The 21694-nt window shown below is 32.5% G+C and carries 16 protein-coding genes; 7 read left to right on the forward strand and 9 right to left on the reverse strand.

Translation table 11 applies throughout. The annotated features are described in order from the left end of the window. Positions 1-47: 47 nt before the first annotated feature. Positions 48-911 carry an alpha/beta hydrolase gene (locus L3X37_RS13945; protein ID WP_237240784.1) on the forward strand — a complete coding sequence of 288 codons (864 nt, stop codon included), beginning with the start codon at positions 48-50 and terminating at the stop codon, positions 909-911. Positions 912-928: 17 nt separating this feature from the next. On the opposite strand, the gene L3X37_RS13950 is transcribed toward L3X37_RS13945, so the two are convergent. Continuing rightward, entirely contained in the window at positions 929-3274 is a 2346-nt protein-coding gene (locus tag L3X37_RS13950; protein ID WP_237240785.1) for an ATP-dependent helicase, read from the reverse strand. A 153-nt stretch (positions 3275-3427) separates the two neighbouring features. On the opposite strand from L3X37_RS13950, the gene L3X37_RS13955 reads away from it, so the two are divergent. Then, entirely contained in the window at positions 3428-4705 is a 1278-nt protein-coding gene (locus L3X37_RS13955) for an amidohydrolase (RefSeq protein ID WP_237240786.1), read from the forward strand. A gap of 22 nt (positions 4706-4727) precedes the next feature. Then, entirely contained in the window at positions 4728-5249 is a 522-nt protein-coding gene (locus L3X37_RS13960) for a DUF7935 family protein (RefSeq protein ID WP_237240787.1), read from the forward strand. A 1-nt stretch (position 5250) separates the two neighbouring features. On the opposite strand, the gene L3X37_RS13965 is transcribed toward L3X37_RS13960, so the two are convergent. Further along, positions 5251-6162, reverse strand: coding sequence for a patatin-like phospholipase family protein (locus tag L3X37_RS13965; RefSeq protein ID WP_237240788.1), 912 nt, complete (start codon positions 6160-6162; stop codon positions 5251-5253). After that, positions 6159-8183 (reverse strand): M1 family metallopeptidase, encoded by a 2025-nt coding sequence (locus L3X37_RS13970; protein WP_237240789.1) that lies wholly within the window; start codon positions 8181-8183, stop codon positions 6159-6161. The genes L3X37_RS13965 and L3X37_RS13970 overlap by 4 nt, the downstream gene beginning before the upstream one ends. A gap of 72 nt (positions 8184-8255) precedes the next feature. On the opposite strand from L3X37_RS13970, the gene L3X37_RS13975 reads away from it, so the two are divergent. Then, positions 8256-10793 carry a DUF559 domain-containing protein gene (locus L3X37_RS13975; protein WP_237240790.1) on the forward strand — a complete coding sequence of 846 codons (2538 nt, stop codon included), beginning with the start codon at positions 8256-8258 and terminating at the stop codon, positions 10791-10793. A 61-nt stretch (positions 10794-10854) separates the two neighbouring features. On the opposite strand, the gene L3X37_RS13980 is transcribed toward L3X37_RS13975, so the two are convergent. After that, entirely contained in the window at positions 10855-11946 is a 1092-nt protein-coding gene (locus tag L3X37_RS13980; RefSeq protein WP_237240791.1) for a DUF2911 domain-containing protein, read from the reverse strand. Positions 11947-12121: 175 nt separating this feature from the next. On the opposite strand from L3X37_RS13980, the gene L3X37_RS13985 reads away from it, so the two are divergent. The 3 genes from L3X37_RS13985 (at position 12122) to L3X37_RS13995 (ending at position 16140) form a co-directional block, all read left to right on the forward strand. Further along, positions 12122-14284, forward strand: coding sequence for an endonuclease MutS2 (locus L3X37_RS13985; protein ID WP_237240792.1), 2163 nt, complete (start codon positions 12122-12124; stop codon positions 14282-14284). A gap of 53 nt (positions 14285-14337) precedes the next feature. Further along, a complete protein-coding gene (locus L3X37_RS13990; protein ID WP_237240793.1) occupies positions 14338-14757 on the forward strand; it encodes a thiol-disulfide oxidoreductase DCC family protein in 420 nt (139 codons plus the stop codon). A gap of 249 nt (positions 14758-15006) precedes the next feature. After that, positions 15007-16140 carry a T9SS type A sorting domain-containing protein gene (locus tag L3X37_RS13995; RefSeq protein ID WP_237240794.1) on the forward strand — a complete coding sequence of 378 codons (1134 nt, stop codon included), beginning with the start codon at positions 15007-15009 and terminating at the stop codon, positions 16138-16140. Positions 16141-16248: 108 nt separating this feature from the next. On the opposite strand, the gene L3X37_RS14000 is transcribed toward L3X37_RS13995, so the two are convergent. The 5 genes from L3X37_RS14000 to L3X37_RS14020 are packed head-to-tail and all read right to left on the reverse strand — an operon-like array spanning position 16249 to position 21497. Continuing rightward, on the reverse strand, positions 16249-17409 hold the full coding sequence (locus L3X37_RS14000; RefSeq protein ID WP_237240795.1) for a peptidase MATCAP family protein: 1161 nt from the start codon (positions 17407-17409) through the stop codon (positions 16249-16251). Between the two features lie 3 nt (positions 17410-17412). Next, complete coding sequence (locus L3X37_RS14005; protein ID WP_237240796.1) at positions 17413-18243, reverse strand: N-formylglutamate amidohydrolase; 831 nt, start codon at positions 18241-18243, stop codon at positions 17413-17415. A gap of 3 nt (positions 18244-18246) precedes the next feature. Beyond that, on the reverse strand, positions 18247-19071 hold the full coding sequence (locus L3X37_RS14010; RefSeq protein WP_237240797.1) for a sulfurtransferase: 825 nt from the start codon (positions 19069-19071) through the stop codon (positions 18247-18249). Between the two features lie 26 nt (positions 19072-19097). Further along, the gene (gshB, locus tag L3X37_RS14015; RefSeq protein ID WP_237240798.1) at positions 19098-20135 is read right to left on the reverse strand and encodes a glutathione synthase; all 1038 of its coding nucleotides are present in this window, start codon (positions 20133-20135) and stop codon (positions 19098-19100) included. 36 nt (positions 20136-20171) lie between these two features. Beyond that, on the reverse strand, positions 20172-21497 hold the full coding sequence (locus tag L3X37_RS14020) for a dicarboxylate/amino acid:cation symporter (RefSeq protein WP_237240799.1): 1326 nt from the start codon (positions 21495-21497) through the stop codon (positions 20172-20174). Between the last annotated feature and the right edge of the window lie 197 nt (positions 21498-21694).

Genomic DNA, 21694 nt, shown 5'->3' on the forward strand with positions numbered 1-21694 from the left:
AATAACTATCTTGTAATTGCGTTTACAAAGTAAATATTATTTTTAAAATGAAACTGAAAAAATCAAATTTCTTATTTTTAGTCATTGCTATTGTATTTTTTAATTGTTCAAATGAAAAAGCACATGAAGAGCTAGTTACTAATTTAGACCCATCAAAATATTATGAAGAATTAAATATTTCTTATGGTGAAGATTCCAATCAAAAATTCGATTTATATTTACCTGCTAATAGAACTGCTAATACTAAAGTAATGATTTTAGTACATGGTGGAGGTTGGAAATCTGGCGACAAAGCAGATATGGACGCTATAAAAGATTTATTACAACAAGATTTTTTAGAGATTGCCATAGTAAATATTAATTACAGATTGGCTAATAAAAATAACAATCCGTATCCTATGCAAATTGACGATATTACTACTATTGTTAATTATTTGAATGATAACAAAGCAAAATATACTATTTCTGAAGCCATTGGATTTATTGGTACAAGTGCCGGCGCACATTTATCACTACTTTGGAGTTATGCTTTTGATACAGCTAACAAAGTAAATATGGTTTGCAGTATTGTTGGTCCAACAAATTTTACAGATCCTGCGTATTTAAACAATACAAATCCAGATGTACAAGAGCTAATAAATTTATTTGGAATAGATGCAACAATCTCTTTTTTAGAAGAAGTAAGCCCATACCATCAAGCTACAACTACATCTCCACCAACTATTCTGTTTTATGGCGGACAAGATCCATTAATACCAACTACGCAAGGAACTGATATGCGCGACAAACTTCAATCTTTAGGCGTTACGCACAAATTTACATTATACCCAGATGCTGGACATGGTTGGGTTGGCTTAGAGCTAATTGATACTTGGGTTAAATTAAAGGCTTTTATTGAGGCTTCTCTTTAGGTCTCTTAACACTAAATTTAACCAACAACCTCCAGTTTAGCAAAACGCAACAACAGTTTTTTAACGCCACCATGCTGAAAATTAATTTCTGCTTTAATATCAGCACCTTTACCTTCAATTTTAATTACTTCTCCTGTGCCAAACCTAATATGCTTTACAATATTACCAACAACCAACTTACTATCAAATAAATTAGTATTACTATTGGTATTAACAACAGGTTTTAAGTTTTTAGGTGTTGTAACTCGAAATTTTTCTTGAGGTTTCTTTGTGCCACCTTTTTTAAGCATCGCTTTTTTTGCAGGCTTAAATCTTATTTTATTCGGATTGATTTTAGAATCCTCAACATCACCAAAAATATCGGCATCAAGCATGGGGTTAAATCGGCGCTCTTCAATAGGTGTTACAATATCTAAATACTGTTCATCAATTTCTTCAATAAACCGACTCGGTTCAGAATCAATCAATTTACCCCAACGGTATCGTGATAAGGCATAGGTTAAATATGCTTGTTTTTCAGCTCGTGTTAAGGCAACATAAAACAAGCGTCGTTCCTCCTCTAGTTCGCTACGTGTATTCATACTCATAGCGCTCGGAAACAAATCTTCTTCTAAACCAACTATAAAAACATACGGAAACTCCAACCCTTTTGCTAAATGAATGGTCATTAAAGCCACATGGTCTACGTCACTTTTATCAGCATCTAAATCTGTTGCTAAGGCGACATCCTCTAAAAACTCAGCTAGATTCCCTGTGGTATCAGCTATTTCTTTTTGACCTTCAACAAAATCTTTCATTCCGTTTAAGAGCTCCTCGATATTTTCCATTCTGGTAACACCTTCAGGCGTACCATCTTTATTAAATTCACGAATTAAACCACTGGTTCTGGTAATGTGTTCTGCTAATTCAAAAACATCAGCTGTTTGATTTAAAACCTGATAACTTTCAATAAGCGTTACAAAATTTTGAAGCTTGGTTTTAGTACCAGAGTTTACTTTAACATTTGTCTTTTCGATATTTTTCATCACTTCAAAAATAGTGCGGTTATATCCATTTGCTGAAACAATTAACTTATCAACTGTAGTTTGCCCAATTCCCCGTGGTGGGAAATTAATAACACGTTTTAACGCTTCCTCATCAGCAGGATTAATAACGAGGCGCAAATATGAGAGTATATCTTTTATTTCTTTGCGCTGATAAAACGATAATCCACCATAAATTCTATACTTAATATCACGTTTTCTTAAAGCATCCTCTATAGCTCGCGATTGTGCATTGGTTCTATATAAAATAGCAAAATCACTATTTTTTAATTGGTTATTCATTTTGGTTTCAAAAATCGTACTGGCCACATAGCGTCCTTCATCACCATCGGTTAACGAGCGATTAACTTTTATTTTTTCGCCTTCATCATTGGCGGTCCAAACTATTTTATCAAGCTTAGTTTGGTTTTTATCAATAATAGAATTTGCAGCATTTACAATGTTTTTTGTAGAACGGTAATTCTGCTCTAACCGAAATACTTTTACATCATCATAATCCTTCTGAAAATTTAAAATATTATTAATATTGGCCCCACGGAAAGCGTAAATACTTTGTGCATCATCACCAACAACACATATATTTTGAAACTTATCTGATAAGGCTCTTACAATTAAATATTGCGAATGGTTTGTGTCTTGATACTCATCAACTAAAATATACTTAAATCGGTTTTGATATTTTGCTAAAACCTCTGGAAAACGCGTTAATAACTCATTGGTTTTAAGCAATAAATCATCAAAATCCATGGCACCCGCTTTAAAACAACGCTCCACATATTCTTTATAAATATCACCCATTCGTGGTCTTCGAGCCATAGTGTCTGCCTCGATAAGTTCTGGATTTTGATAATAGGCACGAACCGTTATCAAACTGTTTTTGTATGATGAAATTCTAGAACGAACTTGCTTGTATTTGTAAATATCTTTATCAAGACTCATTTCCTTAATAATTGAGGCAATCAATCTATCAGAATCTTGAGTGTCATAAATGGTAAAGTTACTTGGGTAGCCTAATTTATCTGCTTCAGAGCGTAAAATTCTAGCAAAAACAGAGTGAAATGTCCCCATCCACAAATTTTTTGCTTCACTATCTCCAACAATCGTTGCGATACGCTCTTTCATTTCTCGAGCGGCTTTATTGGTAAAAGTTAATGCTAAAATATTAAAAGGATCAATCCCTTTACTCATCATAAAAGCTATGCGATAAGTTAGCACACGCGTTTTACCAGAACCTGCACCAGCAATAACAATCATTGGCCCATCGATTTGGATGGTTGACTCTAATTGTGCATCGTTTAACTGATTTAAATATTTCTCCAATTCATTTTATTTTAATGATGTGAAAATAACTATTGTTATGGTTTTAATTAGGTGGAATTAATAATAATTATAAACAATTAATACATACACATACTTTTGTTAATTTTTGAATATCTTTAGGCTTGAAATTTTTTAAACTTCTACCCGTCTTATATGAAATATATTTTATTAGTATTTATTTTCTTTGGAACTTTTACAACCAATTCTCAGAATAATTTAAACCAGCAGTTTATTGATATTGAAAAAAAAGTAATCGAATGGCGACGACATTTTCATCAAAATCCAGAACTGTCTAATCAAGAATTTAAAACAGCTGAAAAAATTGCAGAACATTTACGCTTATTAGGGATAGAAGTACAAACTGGAGTTGCTATTACTGGAGTTGTTGGGCTTTTAAAGGGTGAAAAGCCTGGGAAAGTAATTGCTTTAAGGGCTGATATTGATGCTTTGCCAGTAACAGAACGAAATGATTTACCTTTTAAATCTACAGTAAAGACTACCTTTTTAAATACCGAAACTGGTGTAATGCATGCCTGTGGGCACGATACACATATAGCTATTTTAATGGGAGTTGCAGAGATACTTTCAAAAAATAAAGACAAAATAAAAGGTACTGTTAAGTTTATCTTTCAACCAGCAGAAGAAGGTCCTCCTCCAGGTGAAGAAGGTGGTGCTAAACTCATGATTAAGGAAGGGGTTTTAGAAAACCCAAAAGTAGATGCTATTTTTGGTTTACACATCAACGCAGGCACACCTGTAGGAATTCTAAAATATAAAAAAGGAGGTATTATGGCTTCCGTTGAGCGTTTTGTAATAGATGTAAAAGGAAAACAGACACATGGTTCGCAACCTTGGTCTGGTGTCGATCCTATTTTAATTTCAGCAAAAATTATTGATGGATTGCAAACCATTATAAGCAGAGAGGCGAAATTAACTAATGAAGCTGCTGTGATTACTGTTGGAAAAATAACTGCAGGCACGCGTTTTAATATAATACCTGAAGCTGCACAATTAATAGGGACTGTAAGAACTTTAGATATTGAAATGCGCTCTATGATTGAAAGACGTATGAAAGAAATGACAGAAACCATTGCTAAAGCCTATGGCGGAGAAGCTACTATTTCATTTAGAAACCAAACATCTATCACTTATAACGATCCTGATTTATCGGATAAAATATTGCCAACTTTAAAAAGAGTAGCTGGGGAAGAAAATGTTAAAACCATGAAAGCTACTACTGGCGGTGAAGATTTCTCGTATTTTCAAGAAGTCGTTCCAGGTCTTTACTTTTTTTTAGGAGGTATGTCACCAAACCAAGAATCAAAAGGTGCTTTTCCTCACCATACACCAGATTTTATGATTGATGAAAGCGGAATGCTTTTAGGTGTAAAAACATTAACAAATATTACTTTTGACTACTTAAACAATTAAAATAATAAAATGACTTTTTTTTATGGACGCAGAACGTATTATAGATTTATTTTTATTCGCAATTCCCTCATTAATTGTAGGACTTATAGCTTACTACTTTTTTAAAGAGCATACAAAAAACGAAGATGGAAGAAGGCGTTTTTTATTAAAAAAAGATTTGCAAGTTTCGGCAATGCCTTTGAGATTGCAAGCATATGAACGCTTAGCACTATTTTTAGAAAGAATATCTCCTAATAAATTAATAGTTAGAGTATCTCCAATATCTTCAAATAAAGAGGATTATGAGAACTTATTAATACAAACCATTGAACAGGAAATGGAACACAATTTAGCACAGCAAATTTATGTTAGCGAGAAATGTTGGAGCATTATATGGGCTGCTAAAAATGCCACAATACAATTGATTAGAAAAGCTAGCATGCTAGAAAAAACAGATACCGCAGACAAGCTTAGAGAAGTTGTTTTAACCGAAATGATGGAACGACGTGCACCAAGCGATGCTGCTTTATCCTTTATAAAAGATGAGGTTTCGGATTTATGGTAAACTATTCCATTTTCAACTCATTTGATCGTGCTTCTTGACACTTTTGCTTAGCATAACAATACCCTTGTTGCCACCATGTAGTCATTAATTCTTTATTAAAAATCAATGAGTTTTCTGTAAGTTTTGATGGCGTATAATATAAATTCAATTTAACATCTTTATTTTTAGCAGCCAGCTTCCCAATAGTAATATCATTACGTTCTACTTGGTCTAATAAATGTCCGAATAAATTTATCATCAACGAAAAAGGGTTTTTACCAAGCACCTTATTATACTCCATACTTTCAGACTCTAATACAATAGCATCAACTTCTGTAGCTCCTCTTAAAATAGCCTCCCTTATAGGCACTACACAACCCAACCCCCCATCGGCATACTCAAAATTGTTTTTTTTAACTAATGACATAAAAGGAATGTAATTACAAGAAATCCATATCCAATCGCAAAACTCATCATAATTAAAGTCCTTTATGGATTTATACTCTACTCTGTTTTTAGAAAGATTGGAAACTGTTACTACAACATCATCTTTGGTTTCTTTAATCAAATTATATTCTTCAAAAGTAAAATGTTTTTTTATATGCCGCCTAAGCGCTTTACTTTCACCAAAAGTGCGTTTCATTTTAACAAATTGCCAAAGGGTGTTTATAAAATCAATAGACACAAATTCTCTATTACCTTTTTTACGAATAACAAATGGATTTACACTAAATATATTACTCTGATCAACATTTGTAAAGACCTGATGGATTTTATCTATTTTACCAGCAGCTAAATGCGGTACTAATAAACTGCCTGTTGAAGTACCTAAAAACATATCATAATCGACACCCTCTTCATTCATAAGGTACTGCGCAACACCACCAGCGTATGCACCTTTACTACCACCTCCAGAAATTACTAATGCTCTCATTGGCTTATATCTTTTAATAATTTTTTAGCAAATTTTGAAAATCGCCAGTTATGATGCTTAGTTGCTTGTTTTAAATTGTCTTGACATTTTTCATCACACGAACTTATCCATGCTAAATAACTAAAAGCATTCATTCTAACTTCAAAACCGTATTTATTACTTGTGTAATCAAGTAATTCATTAAAATAGCGCTCATTATTTTCTGACTCAAAATCATCACTAATTAAAGCCAAAGTTAACCAAAGTATTCTTATATTTTTATCATTAAAGCCAACAACTTCTTTTGTTTTAGATAGATATTTATTTTGGTCGTTCGGAAAATTATTCCACAAATTAAATAAAGCAGCTTCGATGGTAATGTATGATTTATCATTTAAAAGCGATTCATAATCTTCTTTTAATTCTAAAGGTATTTTTGACAAATTTTTAGCTATGGCTTGGCGGACTTTCAAACTTTTATTAAAAAATGTAGATTTAGAAATATTTGATCCTAATTGTTCTACTATTTTTTCATTTAAAAACTCATCTTTAGAAACCAACAATAGCGTCTTGCATACTTCTGGATGTCCATTACAATCAATTGGGTAGTATCTATAAGTAAAATCTACATTACTTGCATGTCCTAAACTGCTCAAAACACTCTTCGGAAAAAAATATTTTTCTATCTCATCATAATTAAGACTTTCGCTTTTTAGCCAAAAATCAACAAACTCACCTAAGTTCTCTCCACTAGCCTTTTCAACTTCAACTATAAAATCATTGGTTTCAACATTCTTAAATTGATGCTTCTTTAGATAGTTTTTAATTGCCTTTTTAAAAGCTTTGTCACCAACGCGCGCTCTTAAAATATGCAACACCCAAGCACCCTTTTTATAAAACGTTGTGCTACTCGATTTAGGGTTTAAAAGCGAAGTGCTTCCCCCTGCTTTATCTTGCTCTAACAGCTCTTGTGCATACTCATATAATCGCCAGTAGTAATAATCGTCTCCAAAAATATCGCGTTCTGCTAACAATGCATAATAGGTTGCAAAACCTTCTTGTAGCCAATGGTGTGTTCCAGAGGTTTCTGTAACCAAATTTCCAAACCATTGGTGTGCTAGTTCGTGCGCGTTTACGTTTACGTAGTTTTTATCAACAAATCCAATAGAGTCAGTTAAAAAAGAGTCAGCAAAAATAGTTGTTCCTGTATTTTCCATTCCGGCATACAAAAAATCTTTTACAGGGACTTGTTTGTAGTTTTGCCACGGATATGGCACACCTATTTCTTCCTCTAAAAAATCGAACATGTGTTTCGTGTAGCGATAAGTAGGTTCTACTTTTAACGAATCCTCTAGGTAATAATACATTTCTAAAGGAATACCACTTTTTGAGTATTCTACTTTTTTATTGTATTTACCAATAGCTAATGCGACTAAATAGCTAGACATGGGTTTTTGCATGTCATAGCGCCACATCGTTGTCGATTCGCCGATTAACTTATCTGTTAACTTCCCGTTGGCGATAACTTTATAATCAGAATCAAAAGTAATTGATAAATCGAATTCAATTTTATCATTCATATCGTCAATACTTGGCAACCAATTGCTTGTGTACTTGCCTTGACCTTGGGTCCAGACCTGCTCTTTTAGGTGATCGAGGTTCTCGAAATCACCACTTTCATTTTTCCAATCTATAAAATACATGGCTTTTTGAGGGGTGGCTATCCAAACTACATCAAGTTTATGTGTAGTATTCGCTTTAAAAGGATATTTTATAATTAGCTGCTTACCATTGTAAGTTTTTCCAGTTATATTTCCATCAAGAATATATTCAATTTCATTAAAGTTATTTGCGTCAATAAAAATAGAATCTACATTTTTTAAAATTTTAAATTGATAAATAATAAGCCCCTTAATTTCTTTTTTTACTAAATTACTAAAAATAATATCCGCTTCAGCTGTTTTAAAATCAACATATTCCGTTTGTTGAGAAAACCCAAAAAAGCTAAGAAATAATAAAAAAAGAAGCACTAAAATTTTCATATTTAAACCACAACAAGTATTAGACCAAAATAGCACTTTTAATCTTAATTGAAATACACTAAATTCGCTTTTATGTCTGTTAACCTTCAAACTCCAATAGATTATTTAAAAGGCGTTGGCCCTAATCGTGGTGATTTGCTACGCAAGGAGTTGGGTATTTATACGTATCAGGATTTAATCAACCTATTTCCAAATAGATATATAGACAGAACACAGTATTACAAAATCAATCAATTACAACGTAATAATGCCGATGTACAAGTTATTGGTAAAATAATAGGTTTTAAAGAGGTTACACAAAAACGAGGAAAGCGATTGGTGGCAAATTTTCAAGACGAAACTGGTACCATGGAACTCGTTTGGTTTAGAGGACAAAAATGGATTAGAGAAAATCTAAAACTTAACAAACCTTACGTTGCTTTTGGAAAAACCAATTGGTTTAATGGTAAATTTAACATGGCTCATCCAGATTTAGAACTTCTGGAAGAACATAAAAAAAATCTACGTTCTGGTATGCAAGCCATTTACCCTTCTACAGAAAAATTATCAAATAAAGGTATTAATAACCGTGTGATAAGCAAAATCATGCAACAATTGTTTATAGAAACTAAAGGGATATTTGTAGAAACTTTATCAGATAATTTGCTTTCAGAATTAAAATTAATCTCAAAAAGAGAAGCTCTTTTTAATGTGCATTTTCCTAAAAATCAAGTGTTACTTTCTAAGGCACAATATCGATTAAAATTTGAAGAATTATTCTACATTCAATTACAGCTCATTATAAAAAACCTTATTCATAAATCTAAAATCAAAGGATTTCCTTTTGAAAAAGTTGGCAATTATTTTAACAGCTTTTTTAAAAACCATTTGCCATTCGAATTAACCAATGCACAGAAACGTGTGTTAAAAGAAATTCGTGCAGATTTAGGCAGTAATGCACAAATGAATCGACTTTTACAAGGCGATGTTGGCTCTGGGAAGACCATAGTAGCGTTTATGTCAATGTTAATAGCACTTGACAACGGTTTTCAATCCTGTTTAATGGCGCCGACTGAAATTTTGTCAGTCCAGCACTATAATGGATTATATGATTTATGTAACTTATTAAATATCAGAATAAAACTACTAACTGGTTCAACTAAAACTTCAGAAAGAAAAAAAATTCACGAATCTTTAGAAAATGGCGATTTACAAATACTAATTGGCACACACGCACTACTTGAAGATAAGGTTAAATTTAAAAATTTAGGGCTTGCCATTATTGATGAGCAACATCGTTTTGGAGTAGCTCAGCGCTCAAAATTATGGAAGAAAGGCCCTCCTCAATCCTCCCATAAGAAGGACGCAAAAGCGATACGCAAAAAATATATGACTGCTCGCCCATCAACCTATAAATTATTAATAGAACTTCAGGTTGAAAATAAAAAAAATAGCACGCAAGTAGAATCTATTTTATGGGAATGTCTGAGAAATAAAAAGCTAGATTTCAAATTTAGAAGACAATATATTATTGATGAATTGATAGTTGACTTTGTTTGCTTAGAAAAAAATTTAATTATTGAAGTTGATGGCGACTACCATAATACAATTGAACAAAAAGAGGCTGATGATTTAAGAACCCAAATATTAAATGAAATTGGTTTTAAAGTCATTCGATTTACCAATGAACAAGTAATCGGTGATATTGATAACGTTCTTAATTATATTGTAAAAACTTTAAAAAGCCTCCCCTCTGGGGAGATTGGTGGGGCTTCTACCCCTCCACACATTTTAGTCATGACCGCCACCCCTATCCCGCGTACCTTAGCCATGTCTGTTTATGGCGATTTAGATATCTCCATTATTGATGAATTACCACCAGGACGCAAGCCTGTAAAAACGGTTCATAGATACGACAAAAACCGATTGAATGTTTTTCGATTTATTAGAGATGAAATTGATAAAGGCAGGCAAATTTACATTGTATATCCGCTAATCAAAGAAAGTTCCGCAATGGATTACAAAGATTTGATGGATGGTTACGAAAGTATTTCGAGGGATTTCCCGATGCCCAAATATCAAATATCTATTGTTCATGGTAAAATGAAACCAGCAGATAAAGATTTTGAAATGCAGCGTTTTATAAAAGGTGAAACCCAAATTATGGTCGCAACAACAGTTATTGAAGTTGGTGTTAATGTACCCAATGCCTCGATTATGATTATTGAAAGCGCAGAACGTTTTGGCTTGTCGCAACTCCACCAACTACGCGGTCGTGTTGGTCGTGGCGTAGAACAAAGCTATTGTATCTTAATGACGAGTCATAAACTTACCAATGATAGTAAAACCCGCTTAGAAACTATGGTTAAAACCAATGATGGTTTTGAAATTGCTGAAGTTGATTTACGTTTACGTGGTCCTGGAGATATTATGGGCACGCAACAAAGCGGTGTCTTAAGTTTAAAAATTGCAGATATTATTAAGGATAACAATATTTTGCAAAGTGCCAGATTTTATGCTAAAAAGACTCTTCTCAATGACCCTGCCCTTTCTAAACCAGAACACAGTGTATTACTTGAAACATACAAACAACTAGGGAAATACAAGAATATTTGGAATTATATTAGTTAAAAGGTTCAACCGTAATCGATTGAACCTTTAAAAACTGATTGTAGTTTGATTGATGATTTTTTTATATAACGCCTAATTCTTTCAAATGTTTTTCAGAATTAGCTTTTACATTAGCAGGCGGATTAAGTGCTAATGATTTTTTAAAGTTTTTTATAGCATTCTTTTTATCTCCCATGTTTTTATAACACTCACCCAAACTATCATAAACATTAGCATTTTTTGGATTATTGTAAACATTTAATTTAAAATATTTTAGGGCTCTGTTAAAATCCTTTATGGCCATCATTTGGTAGCCCAATGTGTTTAATTGATTTGTGTTAGCCATAGCTGAAGCTTCGTCCATTAATGCAGCATACTCATCTGTTCTTCCTAATTTATTAAGTATCTGTCCTTTAATCGCTAGATTATTAAACGTTTTTTGACTGTAAAAATTACCGGCTATAGCACCGTCAATCCATTTTAAAGCTTCGTTTAAATCACCACCATTGCCTAAAGAAAAACGTGCCATATTCTCCCAGTTTTGTCTTTGAAAGCCTAATCTACCATTAGATTTACTCTTAAACTCATCAACAACAATACTGGTAACATCAAAAGACACATTAAAAGGAAATCCTTTTTTCTCCCAAGCTAACATAGCTATTGTAGAGTTTTTATCAACACTATTAAATTCAAAAGTCAATAATTCATGGTGAGGAACAGAAGTCGTTTTAATATCTGCTCTTAGAGCATCATTTTTAGCATCATAATAATAACTCCCCCAAGCATTATAATCGTGAGATAAAATAATAGTTGCATTATTTTCGTCTTTAACTTCTACAAAAAAGCCGTATGTTCCTGCCTTAATTGGCTTCCCTTCAACTTTGGCATCATGAGAAAAAGTAATTGTTGTATTTTCGTTTGCACCTGCACGCCATGGAGCTTGTTGAGACGTTCCAAATCCTAGATAATTTAAGCCATATGGCACCAGTTTACCCCAGACCTCTCGATTATTAACGCTTGGTCTAGCATAAGTTATTGTAATATCAGAAATACCGACACGTTGAGACACTGTAGCCTGTTGACTACCACGTGGTGTATTTAATTGGGCAAAAGCACTAAGACTAAAAATGAGTACTAGTAGAATGCTAAAGGTGATTAGTTTACTGTTTTTCATTTTTTTGATTGTATTTAGTTTTGACATGAAGGTATACACAAATCACAATCAGAGTTGTTAGCATTTTGTTAAAGAATAACACACAACTGTTAATTAACATTTGTTAAGAGGAATTTAACAGTATAAAACATCTCAAATAGATTACTTAAATTTGCTAGCCTTTTATAAAACAAGAATGATACACATTCATAAAAAAACATTACAAGATTTAGAATTCCATACGGTTTTACAGCAAGTTAGCGAACATTGTGTAACACCGTTAGGAAGCGATAGCATTCTTGAAATTTTACCATTTAATAAAAAAGAAGAATTACTAACAAGTTTGCAATTAACAAATGAATATGTATCTTCTTTTTACAACGATAATCGTATTCCTAACCATGGTTTTGACACTATTTCTAAAGAAATAAAACTACTAAACATTGAAAACACTTACCTAGAAGTGCATAGCCTAAAGAAAATTGTTTCAATATCACTAACCACAAACGAAATTGTTAATTACTTAAAAAAGTTTGAAGAATACTACCCTTCACTAAACGAATTTGCGTCGCATATTGAAGTAACAAAAGTTATTATAGAAAAAGTAGATGCTATTGTAGATCGTTTTGGTGATATAAAAGACAATGCTTCAACATTACTTTTTGATTTACGACAAAGCATAAACAAAATAAAAGGTAAAATAAATGCGAGTTTCTCGTCTGCTTTAAACACCTACCACAATCTTGAGTATTTAGATGATATCCGAGAATCTGTAGTCGAGAACAAACGTGTGTTAGCCGTAAAAGCGATGTACCGGCGTAAAGTTAAAGGCGCCATTATGGGCGGCAGCAAAACAGGCAGCATTGTTTATATCGAGCCCGAAACCACTTTACAACATTCGCGCGAACTCAATAATTTAGAATACGAAGAACACGAAGAAGTTATTAGAATTTTAAAAGAAGTTACTAATTATATTCGTCCGTTTTTACCATTGCTAGAACAATATCAAAACTTTTTAATTGATATGGATGTAATTTCCGCGAAAGCGAAATACGCCAAATCTATGAATGGAATTCTTCCTGAAATTTCTGAGGACCGAAGTATGTTTTTGAGAGATGCGTATCACCCACTGCTCTATTTAACCAATTTAGAAAAGAAAGAAACCACATTTCCGCAAACCATAAAACTAAAACAAGACAGCAGAATTATTGTCATTTCTGGTCCCAATGCCGGCGGTAAAAGTATTACGTTAAAAACTGTTGGACTATTGCAAGTTATGCTACAAAGTGGCTTATTAATTCCTGTGCACGAGCGTAGTAAAGTATGTTTATTTGATAGAATTTTAAGTGATATTGGCGATAACCAATCTATTGAAAACCATTTAAGCACATATAGTTACCGCTTAAAGCAAATGAATTATTTTTTAAAAAAATGCAACAAAAACACGCTTTTTTTAATTGACGAATTTGGAACAGGAAGCGATCCCGAACTTGGTGGTGCTCTAGCTGAAACCTTTTTAGAAGAATTTTACCATCGTGAAGCGTTTGGCATTATAACAACCCATTATTCCAACTTAAAAATATTAGCAAACGAATTACCACATATGCTTAACGCCAACATGTTGTTTGACGAACGCACTTTAGACCCCCTTTTTAAATTGGTTATAGGTCAAGCTGGAAGTAGTTTTACGTTTGAAGTGGCACAAAAAAATGGCATTCCATACAGCCTAATTAATCGTGCTAAAAAGAAAATTGAACGCAGCAAAGTGCGTTTTGATGCAACCATAGCAAAACTTCAAAAAGAACGTTCAAAATTAGAAAAAACAGGACAATCGTTAAGACAAAACGAAAAGAAAAAGATTGAAGAAGCCGATAAACTAGAAGAAATTAATGCTAAAATTCAAAAAAAACTAGAAAACTATCAGGAGCTGTACGATAACAATCAACGGTTGATTTATTTAGGACAAAAATTAAACGATTTAGCCGAAAAGTATTTTGAAAAAAAACAAAAGAGAGTGCTAATGGACGAACTCTTTAAACTTGTTCAAATAGAAAATTCAAAACGTAAAAAAGTTTCCGCGAAAGCAAAAAAAATAATTAAAGCCAAAGAAATACAAGTAAAAAAAGAAGTCGAAAAAAAAGTAGCGGTAATAAGAAAAAAGAAAAAAGTAGCTAAACAAAAAGCTATAGAAGCACCTAAGCCAAAACCTGTTTTAAAAGTTGGTGATCGGGTAAGGATGGAAGATGGGCGTGCCATTGGTAGTATTGACAAAATAGAAAAAAACAAAGCGGTTGTAAACTACGGTATATTTACTACTAGTATAAGCTTAGAGCAATTAGAATTGGTTGAAACTAAATAAAATGCAGACTTAAATTAGTTCTTAAATAACCTGTAAAGTGGTATCTTTGCAGTATGAATTTTGCTATTCCTAGAGATAAAAAAGTAATCCTTTTTGATGGTGTTTGCAACTTATGCAACTCAAGCGTGCAATATGTTATTAAACACGACAAACAAAATCAATTTATGTTCACTGCCTTGCAGAGTAATGCTGGGAAAGAGATCGTTGAAACTTATAATATTGATACAAAAAAAATAGATTCCATTTTACTTTATACTCCAGATAAAGGTATTGATTACAAAAGTACAGCGGCTTTAAAAATTGCTTCACAACTAGGTTTTCCTCAAAACTTAATGGGTATGTTTTTTGTTATTCCACCATTTATACGTAATTGGGTTTACGATTATATTGCCAAAAACCGATACAAATGGTATGGTAAAAAAGATGCTTGTATGATTCCTACACCAGAATTGAAGAATAGGTTTTTAAGGTGAGCATATTTATAAATACAACTTTGTAAAAAGTTATTTACAAATTTGTTTAACGTCATGATATAAATCCTTAAAACAATGCATATTTGAGAGTAATTAGCATGATAAATTCAGAATATTAATACTAGCTGAGTAAGATATTAAAGTGTTTATAACACTTTAATAACTTATATAACAGGACAAGAAAAGCATTATTGATTATATAATTATTTTTCATAGTTTTGCTTGAACTTAACTTAAATAATTAAATTTATGAAAAAAAAATACCTTTATTTAACTGCATTATTATTTTCTACAGTCACATTTTCTCAAAGTATTATTCTTATAGATGAGTTTGATGGTACTCAGGAATATTCAACTTCTGGAGAGTATATAACGAGTTCTACACAATATTTTGGAATGACAACTGAAACTTACGCTGATGTGGAGTTGATGGCTACAGACTTTCCTTTTTTTGGAGCAAGACAACTTTCTGCTTCACCTGCAACGATTACATACAATGATTTAGATATAACAGGAAAAACGAATTTAACTTTTGCTATTGGAATTGCAGAAGACAAGGGTCCTGGTGCAACCGAAGATTGGGACGCTGATGATTCTATAGTAATTGAATATCGCCTGGACAATGGTGCATGGACGACCTTGTTTTCTATAGCTGGGACTGGTACAGATACTGCTCCACAAATTAGTTCAAGTGACAGTAATAATGGAGTTCAGATCACCAACAATGTTAATGAATTTGATTTCGGAATAACAACTACAACAGAAACAGAAATTGATATACGGTTTACTTTTACTGGATTATCTGATGCAGAAGAAGACATTGTATTTGAATATCTTGCACTTGTTGATAATATAGATCTATTACCAGAGATTACAATTTCAGCTCCTACTACAAACTTCTCAAATGGTGTAGGCACCGTAGATGTTACGTATACTGTAGCAGGTAATGCAGATAGTATTGATATAATTGTAAATGGAGGAACCCCTATTACAGGGAATAATGTTAACGGAGATACTGTATCAATTCCAGTTTCAGATGACACAGCCTATGAAGTGGTCATTCTAGCCTATATAAATGGTCAAGAAGTTGGAGATAATGATGTTTATTTTGAAGTGGGCACGCCACAATTGTCTGTCGCTAAGGATGAAATTGAAGGTTTTAGTGTTTATCCGAACCCTGTAAGCAACGGAGAATTCTTTATATCTACTAGAGAAAACTCAGTAAAAAATATAGGGCTATATGATGTAATGGGAAAAATGGTTTTAAGCAAGTCTATTAGAAATAAAGAATCAGTAGATATTTCTAATTTGAACTCTGGTCTATATATCTTAAAAGCAGAGGAGAATGGTAAAAAAGCTATAAGTAAACTTATAGTTAATTAGATTTACACATTCAAATAAATTAAAAGAGGCTGTCTAAAAAGTAAATACAGCCTCTTTTAATTTAATATTTAAATAAAATGGGGTATCGACAACAAACCTGAAAAAAACCTACTTCAAACTCCTCAAAATAAAATCTACCGTTTTATTGGTGTTACTATTTTCAGCATAAGCATCAGTAATATGTTTTGAAGGAACAGCTAATTCTTTTTGTATTAAAGATTCTATCTCATTTACGTATTCTAGTGATACTTTACCTGTTAATAGCAGACTCATGTCTTTACCAGAATGGTAATAATCATAAACTTTTTTAAGTCCTGTTAAGTACAAATAATCTTTCGTAAACCCGCCACCTCGATGCGCTCTAAGTGTAATATAAAAAGCTGTTTCTCTATCTAAATCATACTGATTATGCAACAGCCTAAAGGTTCTAGAAAACGGATAGCCTTTTGCTAAACTATCTACTGCAATTACACGATAAGCTAATTCTTTAAGTCGCGTTACCGTTAAATTATTACTCATATATTCTGAAAACACAGCTAATCCTTCTTGGGTTTCTTCATTATTAGGAAACCCATGCGAAAATATCTTTAGCGGATGCAATAAACCATTCATGGTAGTAACCATATGCACCCCAATTTCATGATTGGTTAAAATTGCAATTTCGTTTTCAGAGTAAATATGATTTGTATTTAAAACCAAAGTTTTAATATTATTTAAAACCATGGCAATGGCCGAAATCTTATCGGAATAATCTATGTTATAACTAAAGTCGTATTTCTTTGAAAAATCTTTGAAAAATACTTCAGACGCTTTAGCGCTATATTTTGGTTGAAACTTCTCTAAAGTTCTGTTTTCGTCTTCAAAATGAAGAATGAATTTAGCATTTTCCACATCATTTTCTGTTGGCGTACCAAAACAATGCAGACTATTAAAGTAAAACTGTTTACCATTACCAATATTCTCGATACATTGAATTAAGCCCGAATAGGCATAAATAATATCTTCGTAAAGGTTTCTTATGGCTTCATCCTCAATACGCTCTAAAGGTTGTGTAAACAGCTCCCTATGAAGTTTAAATTTATCAAAATTGATATTAGGGTATTTAAAAATGGGGTCAGTAAGGTATTTAGAAGCAAAAAAACGTGCTTTCTCCTCTTCAATATTTGTAGGATTTACATAGCTTAGCAATTCAATTTGCTTTACAAGTGCATCGATATTATTATCGATCTCTAAAAGTGCTTTTGAAGCCACAGAATCTTCAATCTTCATAAACTATCTTTTAAATCTATTGTAAACAGCTTGCGCATGCTTTGGTATCCTAGTTTTTAGTTCTTCCTCAACAGTTTTTACAACTTCTGGAAAGACAATCTGTTTGTATTCATCGCAATACACTTTTGCAATTTCGGTTGCCAAAACTAAGGTATTTTTAAAGTTCTGCGTAATATATTTTAAAAAATATCCATTCCCTTGAAAAGTATCATTTATTAAAGCCGTTGATTCTATGCTATTAGGAAATTGAATTTCTGAAAGACTTTGTCTCCAATCTTCAATAACATCTCCAAATCGGTTATTATCCACATTGCTTGTGCCTAAATTCCATGTTGGCACTTCCCTATCCCAACGCTTCCAATTGTAACTATGCATATCGTAAACGGTGCAAAATCCGAATTTAGATTCTAAAACCGAAATCAAAGTATGCACCACTTTATAAAAATTGTTGTGCTTTCTAAGGCTTTTATCTGTCAAGGCTTCCGAAAGCGGTTGGCGCCATAATTGTTTTCCCCAAGCAGTAACAAAAACAGCATCTTCAGGTGATCGGTTTAAGTCGTACTCAAAACGCGAGTCGCATCCAGCAATAACAATAGGGTGTAATTGTATCATGTTTTTAGTTTCAGGGTCTTCTTCGTACCAACGATCGTATTCGGTATGCATACAATTCTCCCAAAGCTCTTTTCTAAATTGATGCCCGTTATGAATAGCAGCACAAGCATAAGGCACATACGCCTCTATTTTTATAGTAAATGAATAATCTGAAGATACCGCTTCAAAAGTTTCTTCTTTATTAATTTTACTAATTATGGCTTTTATTGAAAGTTTTTCCATGACTTAAGCTTTAACTAAACTACCCCATTCTGTCCACGAACCATCATAAACGGCTATATTTTTATATCCAGAAATTTCTGCCCCTAAAGCTAAAACACAAGCTGTAATTCCAGAACCACAAGAAAAAATAACAGCATCATCTTCACTAATCAGTTCTGAAAAAATGGTTTTTAATTTTTCTTTAGATTTTAATAAACCGGCGTTATTTAAAAGCGTTTTAAACGGGATATTCTTTGAATTTGGAATTGTTCCACTTCGTAATCCTGCTCTAGGTTCTGGCTCTAAACAATTAAATCGAGCTGAGGAACGTGCATAAATAATACAATGTGTTTTGTTTTTTGATGCCTCAACCACATCTTTAAAAAACTGCATAAATTTTGGCTGAAGCTTTGCAACAAAATCACCTGCTTTACCTGAATAATTCTGCATGGGCTCAGTAGGATATTCTGCTTTTATCCAAGCTGGAAACCCTCCATTTAAAACCGCTACATTATTATACCCAAAAGCTTTAAATAGCCACCAAACACGAGGACTGGAATAGATACCTTTATCGTCGTAAACCACAATAACACTATTGCTATTAATACCTAAATTTCTAGCTTCTTTTTGAAATTGTTGTGCTGAAGGAAATGCACTTGGAAACGGATTAGAAACATCGCTAAACTTCTGCTTTGTATCAAAAAATCTAGTATTCGGAATTTGCGAATAATTCACATCAAAAGTTTTTGCAATTGTTCCATCTAAAATCACAAGATTTTTGGCATTCAAATTTTTATGAAGCCACTCAACGGAAACAATGGGTTGTGAAATTAAAATTTCAGAATTCATTAAAAAGAATTAACGAGTTACCCAAATTAAGCATCTTGTACAGCTTTACGCAATCTTGTACGCCTATCAAAAGCTTGAAGTTTATCAACAACCTTCATCTCTAAAAAGTCTACCACCTTTTCTTCAACTTTAGTTTTTAACTTATAAACTTTATTAATGTATGTAATTCCTCCAGGAGACATCACATTTACCTCAACTAATTTACCACCAATAACATCAATACCCACAAAATACAATCCATCGTTCACTAGTTTAGGACCTATTTGCTTACATAATGCTTTTTCTGCTTTTGTTAGAGTATGTCTTTGTACACTTCCGCCAGCAGAAACATTAGAGCGATGATCTTCTTTTCCTGGAACACGTTTCATGGCTCCAACAGGTTCACCATTTAGCAATAAAATACGAACATCACCTTCATCTGCACCTTCAATATAATCTTGAAGAATTACATAATTTGATGATCCGTCGCCACTTGTTATATAAAAATCTAACAAAGAATTAATATTACTCATCGCAGATTTTTCAATAAGAATAACTCCAGAACCACCATACCCATTAAGTGGTTTTAAAATCATTTTATCTGCTTTAGATTCTTTAATTTGTTTAATTAAATAATTTTTGCTTTTTGATACGTGAGTTGCTGGTATAATGTTACTATGCGCATCACCAAAAGCGGCGGTGTATAATTTATTATTAGCTTCTCGCATACCTTGAAGCGAATTCATTATAAAAACATCGTCTTTAACCGAATCTAAAAAATTTAGCATAATAGGATCTAACGGCGGATTTGCTCTAAAAAAAATAACATCAAATCCAGCAAGTGGTAACATTTCCTCTCGTAAATCGGCTTTATTATAAAACGATTTTAATGAAGAAGGTGTTTTCTCCATTCTATTTATAACAGTGCAATTAGCAGTTGTTACGCTATTTCTAATAGTTAAATTAGCTGGTGTACACATGGCAACACCATGTTTACGTTTTACACATTCTTTAATCAATGCTAATGAAGTATCATTATCTGCATCAATTTTATCCCAAGGATACATTATAAAACATATATTCATTTTAACTTTTTTTAATTGTAGTTAAATTTAAAAATTTTATTTCACTTCATCGTAATGATCGTCCCATTCTTTAGGCTGCGGATCATGCAATTTACCTAAAGATTTAGCAACTATCATTGAAACCGTGGCATCACCCGTAACATTTACAACGGTTCTACACATGTCTAAAGGTCTGTCTACAGCAAAAATAAGGGCTATGCCTATAGGCAATAACTCTGCCGGAAAGCCAATAGATTCTAATACAATAACAAGCATTACAATACCTGCGCTTGGTACAGCTGCGCTTCCTATAGAGGCTAAAACTGCTGTAAAAATAATAACTAGTTGATTGGTAAATGTTAGTCCTTCTGGCCAAATAACCTGCATAATAAATACTGCAGCAATGCCTTGATACAAACTAGTACCATCCATATTTACCGTAGCACCAACAGGCAATACAAAACCAGAAACTTCTTTATCTACACCTATGTGCTCTTCAACACGTTCCATAGTAACCGGCAATGTTGCAGCACTACTACTAGTTGAAAATGCTAATAGTTGTGCTGGACTAATTTGCTTTAAAAACCACATTGGCGATTTTTTTGTATAAACAGTTACTAACATAAGATAGAAGCCAATTAGTAAAATTAAACCACCAACAACACAAAATGCATATAATAATAGTTTTACTAATATTTCGGTATCATCAAAAGCTATAATAACATTAGCTAATAAAGCAAATACAGCATAAGGCGCAAACAGCATTATTAAATCTACCATTTTCATGACGACTTCGTTTAGTGAATCGAAAAACTTAACCAAAGGTTTTGCCTTTTTTTTGCCAATTAATAATAAACAAATACCAACAAGTATAGAAAAGAAAATAATCTGTAACATTGATGCTTCGGCAAAGGCCTTAAAAATATTACTTGGAAATATATCAACTAATGCTTGTAATGGTCCAGTATCTTTTTGTGCCGCTGCCTTAGCTAACTTATCGGTAACACCTATATCATTTGCATATTTTATCTTAATTTTTTCAATAGTATCTTGAGGCATACCCTTACCTGGTTTAACCAGATTTACAATACCTAATCCAATAATTACAGCAACCAATGTTGTACCTAAATAAATTAAAATGGTACGTAAACCCATTGATTTTATTTTAGAAATATCTTTTAAGTCTGAAATTCCTTTAATTAAAGATGCCAATATTAATGGTACAGCAATAAGCTTTAAAAGATTAATAAATATGGTACCAAAAGGGGCAATCCAATCGGTAACAAAGCCTTTACCTCCATTAATAGTATTCATGATGAAACCAAAAATGATTCCCAAAACCATTCCTATTATAATTTTCCAGTGTAGTGCTAGTTTTTTCATAAAATATTTTTAGTTCTAAATTGTGAATTACAATATAAGTAATTTAAACTTTTTATTTATTGAATTACATAAATAGGTTTTGCATTGGTAAAGAAACAAATTCTTGCAGATAATCTAGCCACGATTGATACAGCACTCTTTTTTGTGTCAAACAATTGTTTACTTAATGAAAAAAATAAATTAATAATATTTATAAC

It is taken from the genome of Wocania arenilitoris (genome assembly GCF_021728535.1).
Classification (GTDB): domain Bacteria; phylum Bacteroidota; class Bacteroidia; order Flavobacteriales; family Flavobacteriaceae; genus Wocania_A; species Wocania_A arenilitoris.

Excerpts from the sequence above, each read along its gene's own strand:
- L3X37_RS13970 (WP_237240789.1), bottom strand. The coding sequence starts at position 8,183 with ATGAAAATTTTAGTGCTTCTTTTTTTATTATTTCTTAGCTTTTTTGGG.
- L3X37_RS13980 (WP_237240791.1), bottom strand. The coding sequence starts at position 11,946 with ATGAAAAACAGTAAACTAATCACCTTTAGCATTCTACTAGTACTCATT.
- L3X37_RS14005 (WP_237240796.1), bottom strand. The coding sequence starts at position 18,243 with ATGGAAAAACTTTCAATAAAAGCCATAATTAGTAAAATTAATAAAGAA.
- L3X37_RS13955 (WP_237240786.1), top strand. The coding sequence starts at position 3,428 with ATGAAATATATTTTATTAGTATTTATTTTCTTTGGAACTTTTACAACC.
- L3X37_RS13975 (WP_237240790.1), top strand. The coding sequence starts at position 8,256 with ATGTCTGTTAACCTTCAAACTCCAATAGATTATTTAAAAGGCGTTGGC.
- L3X37_RS13945 (WP_237240784.1), top strand. The coding sequence starts at position 48 with ATGAAACTGAAAAAATCAAATTTCTTATTTTTAGTCATTGCTATTGTA.
- L3X37_RS13960 (WP_237240787.1), top strand. The coding sequence starts at position 4,728 with ATGGACGCAGAACGTATTATAGATTTATTTTTATTCGCAATTCCCTCA.
- gshB (WP_237240798.1), bottom strand. The coding sequence starts at position 20,135 with ATGAATATATGTTTTATAATGTATCCTTGGGATAAAATTGATGCAGAT.
- L3X37_RS13995 (WP_237240794.1), top strand. The coding sequence starts at position 15,007 with ATGAAAAAAAAATACCTTTATTTAACTGCATTATTATTTTCTACAGTC.
- L3X37_RS14010 (WP_237240797.1), bottom strand. The coding sequence starts at position 19,071 with ATGAATTCTGAAATTTTAATTTCACAACCCATTGTTTCCGTTGAGTGG.
- L3X37_RS13965 (WP_237240788.1), bottom strand. The coding sequence starts at position 6,162 with ATGAGAGCATTAGTAATTTCTGGAGGTGGTAGTAAAGGTGCATACGCT.
- L3X37_RS13990 (WP_237240793.1), top strand. The coding sequence starts at position 14,338 with ATGAATTTTGCTATTCCTAGAGATAAAAAAGTAATCCTTTTTGATGGT.
- L3X37_RS13985 (WP_237240792.1), top strand. The coding sequence starts at position 12,122 with ATGATACACATTCATAAAAAAACATTACAAGATTTAGAATTCCATACG.
- L3X37_RS14000 (WP_237240795.1), bottom strand. The coding sequence starts at position 17,409 with ATGAAGATTGAAGATTCTGTGGCTTCAAAAGCACTTTTAGAGATCGAT.
- L3X37_RS14020 (WP_237240799.1), bottom strand. The coding sequence starts at position 21,497 with ATGAAAAAACTAGCACTACACTGGAAAATTATAATAGGAATGGTTTTG.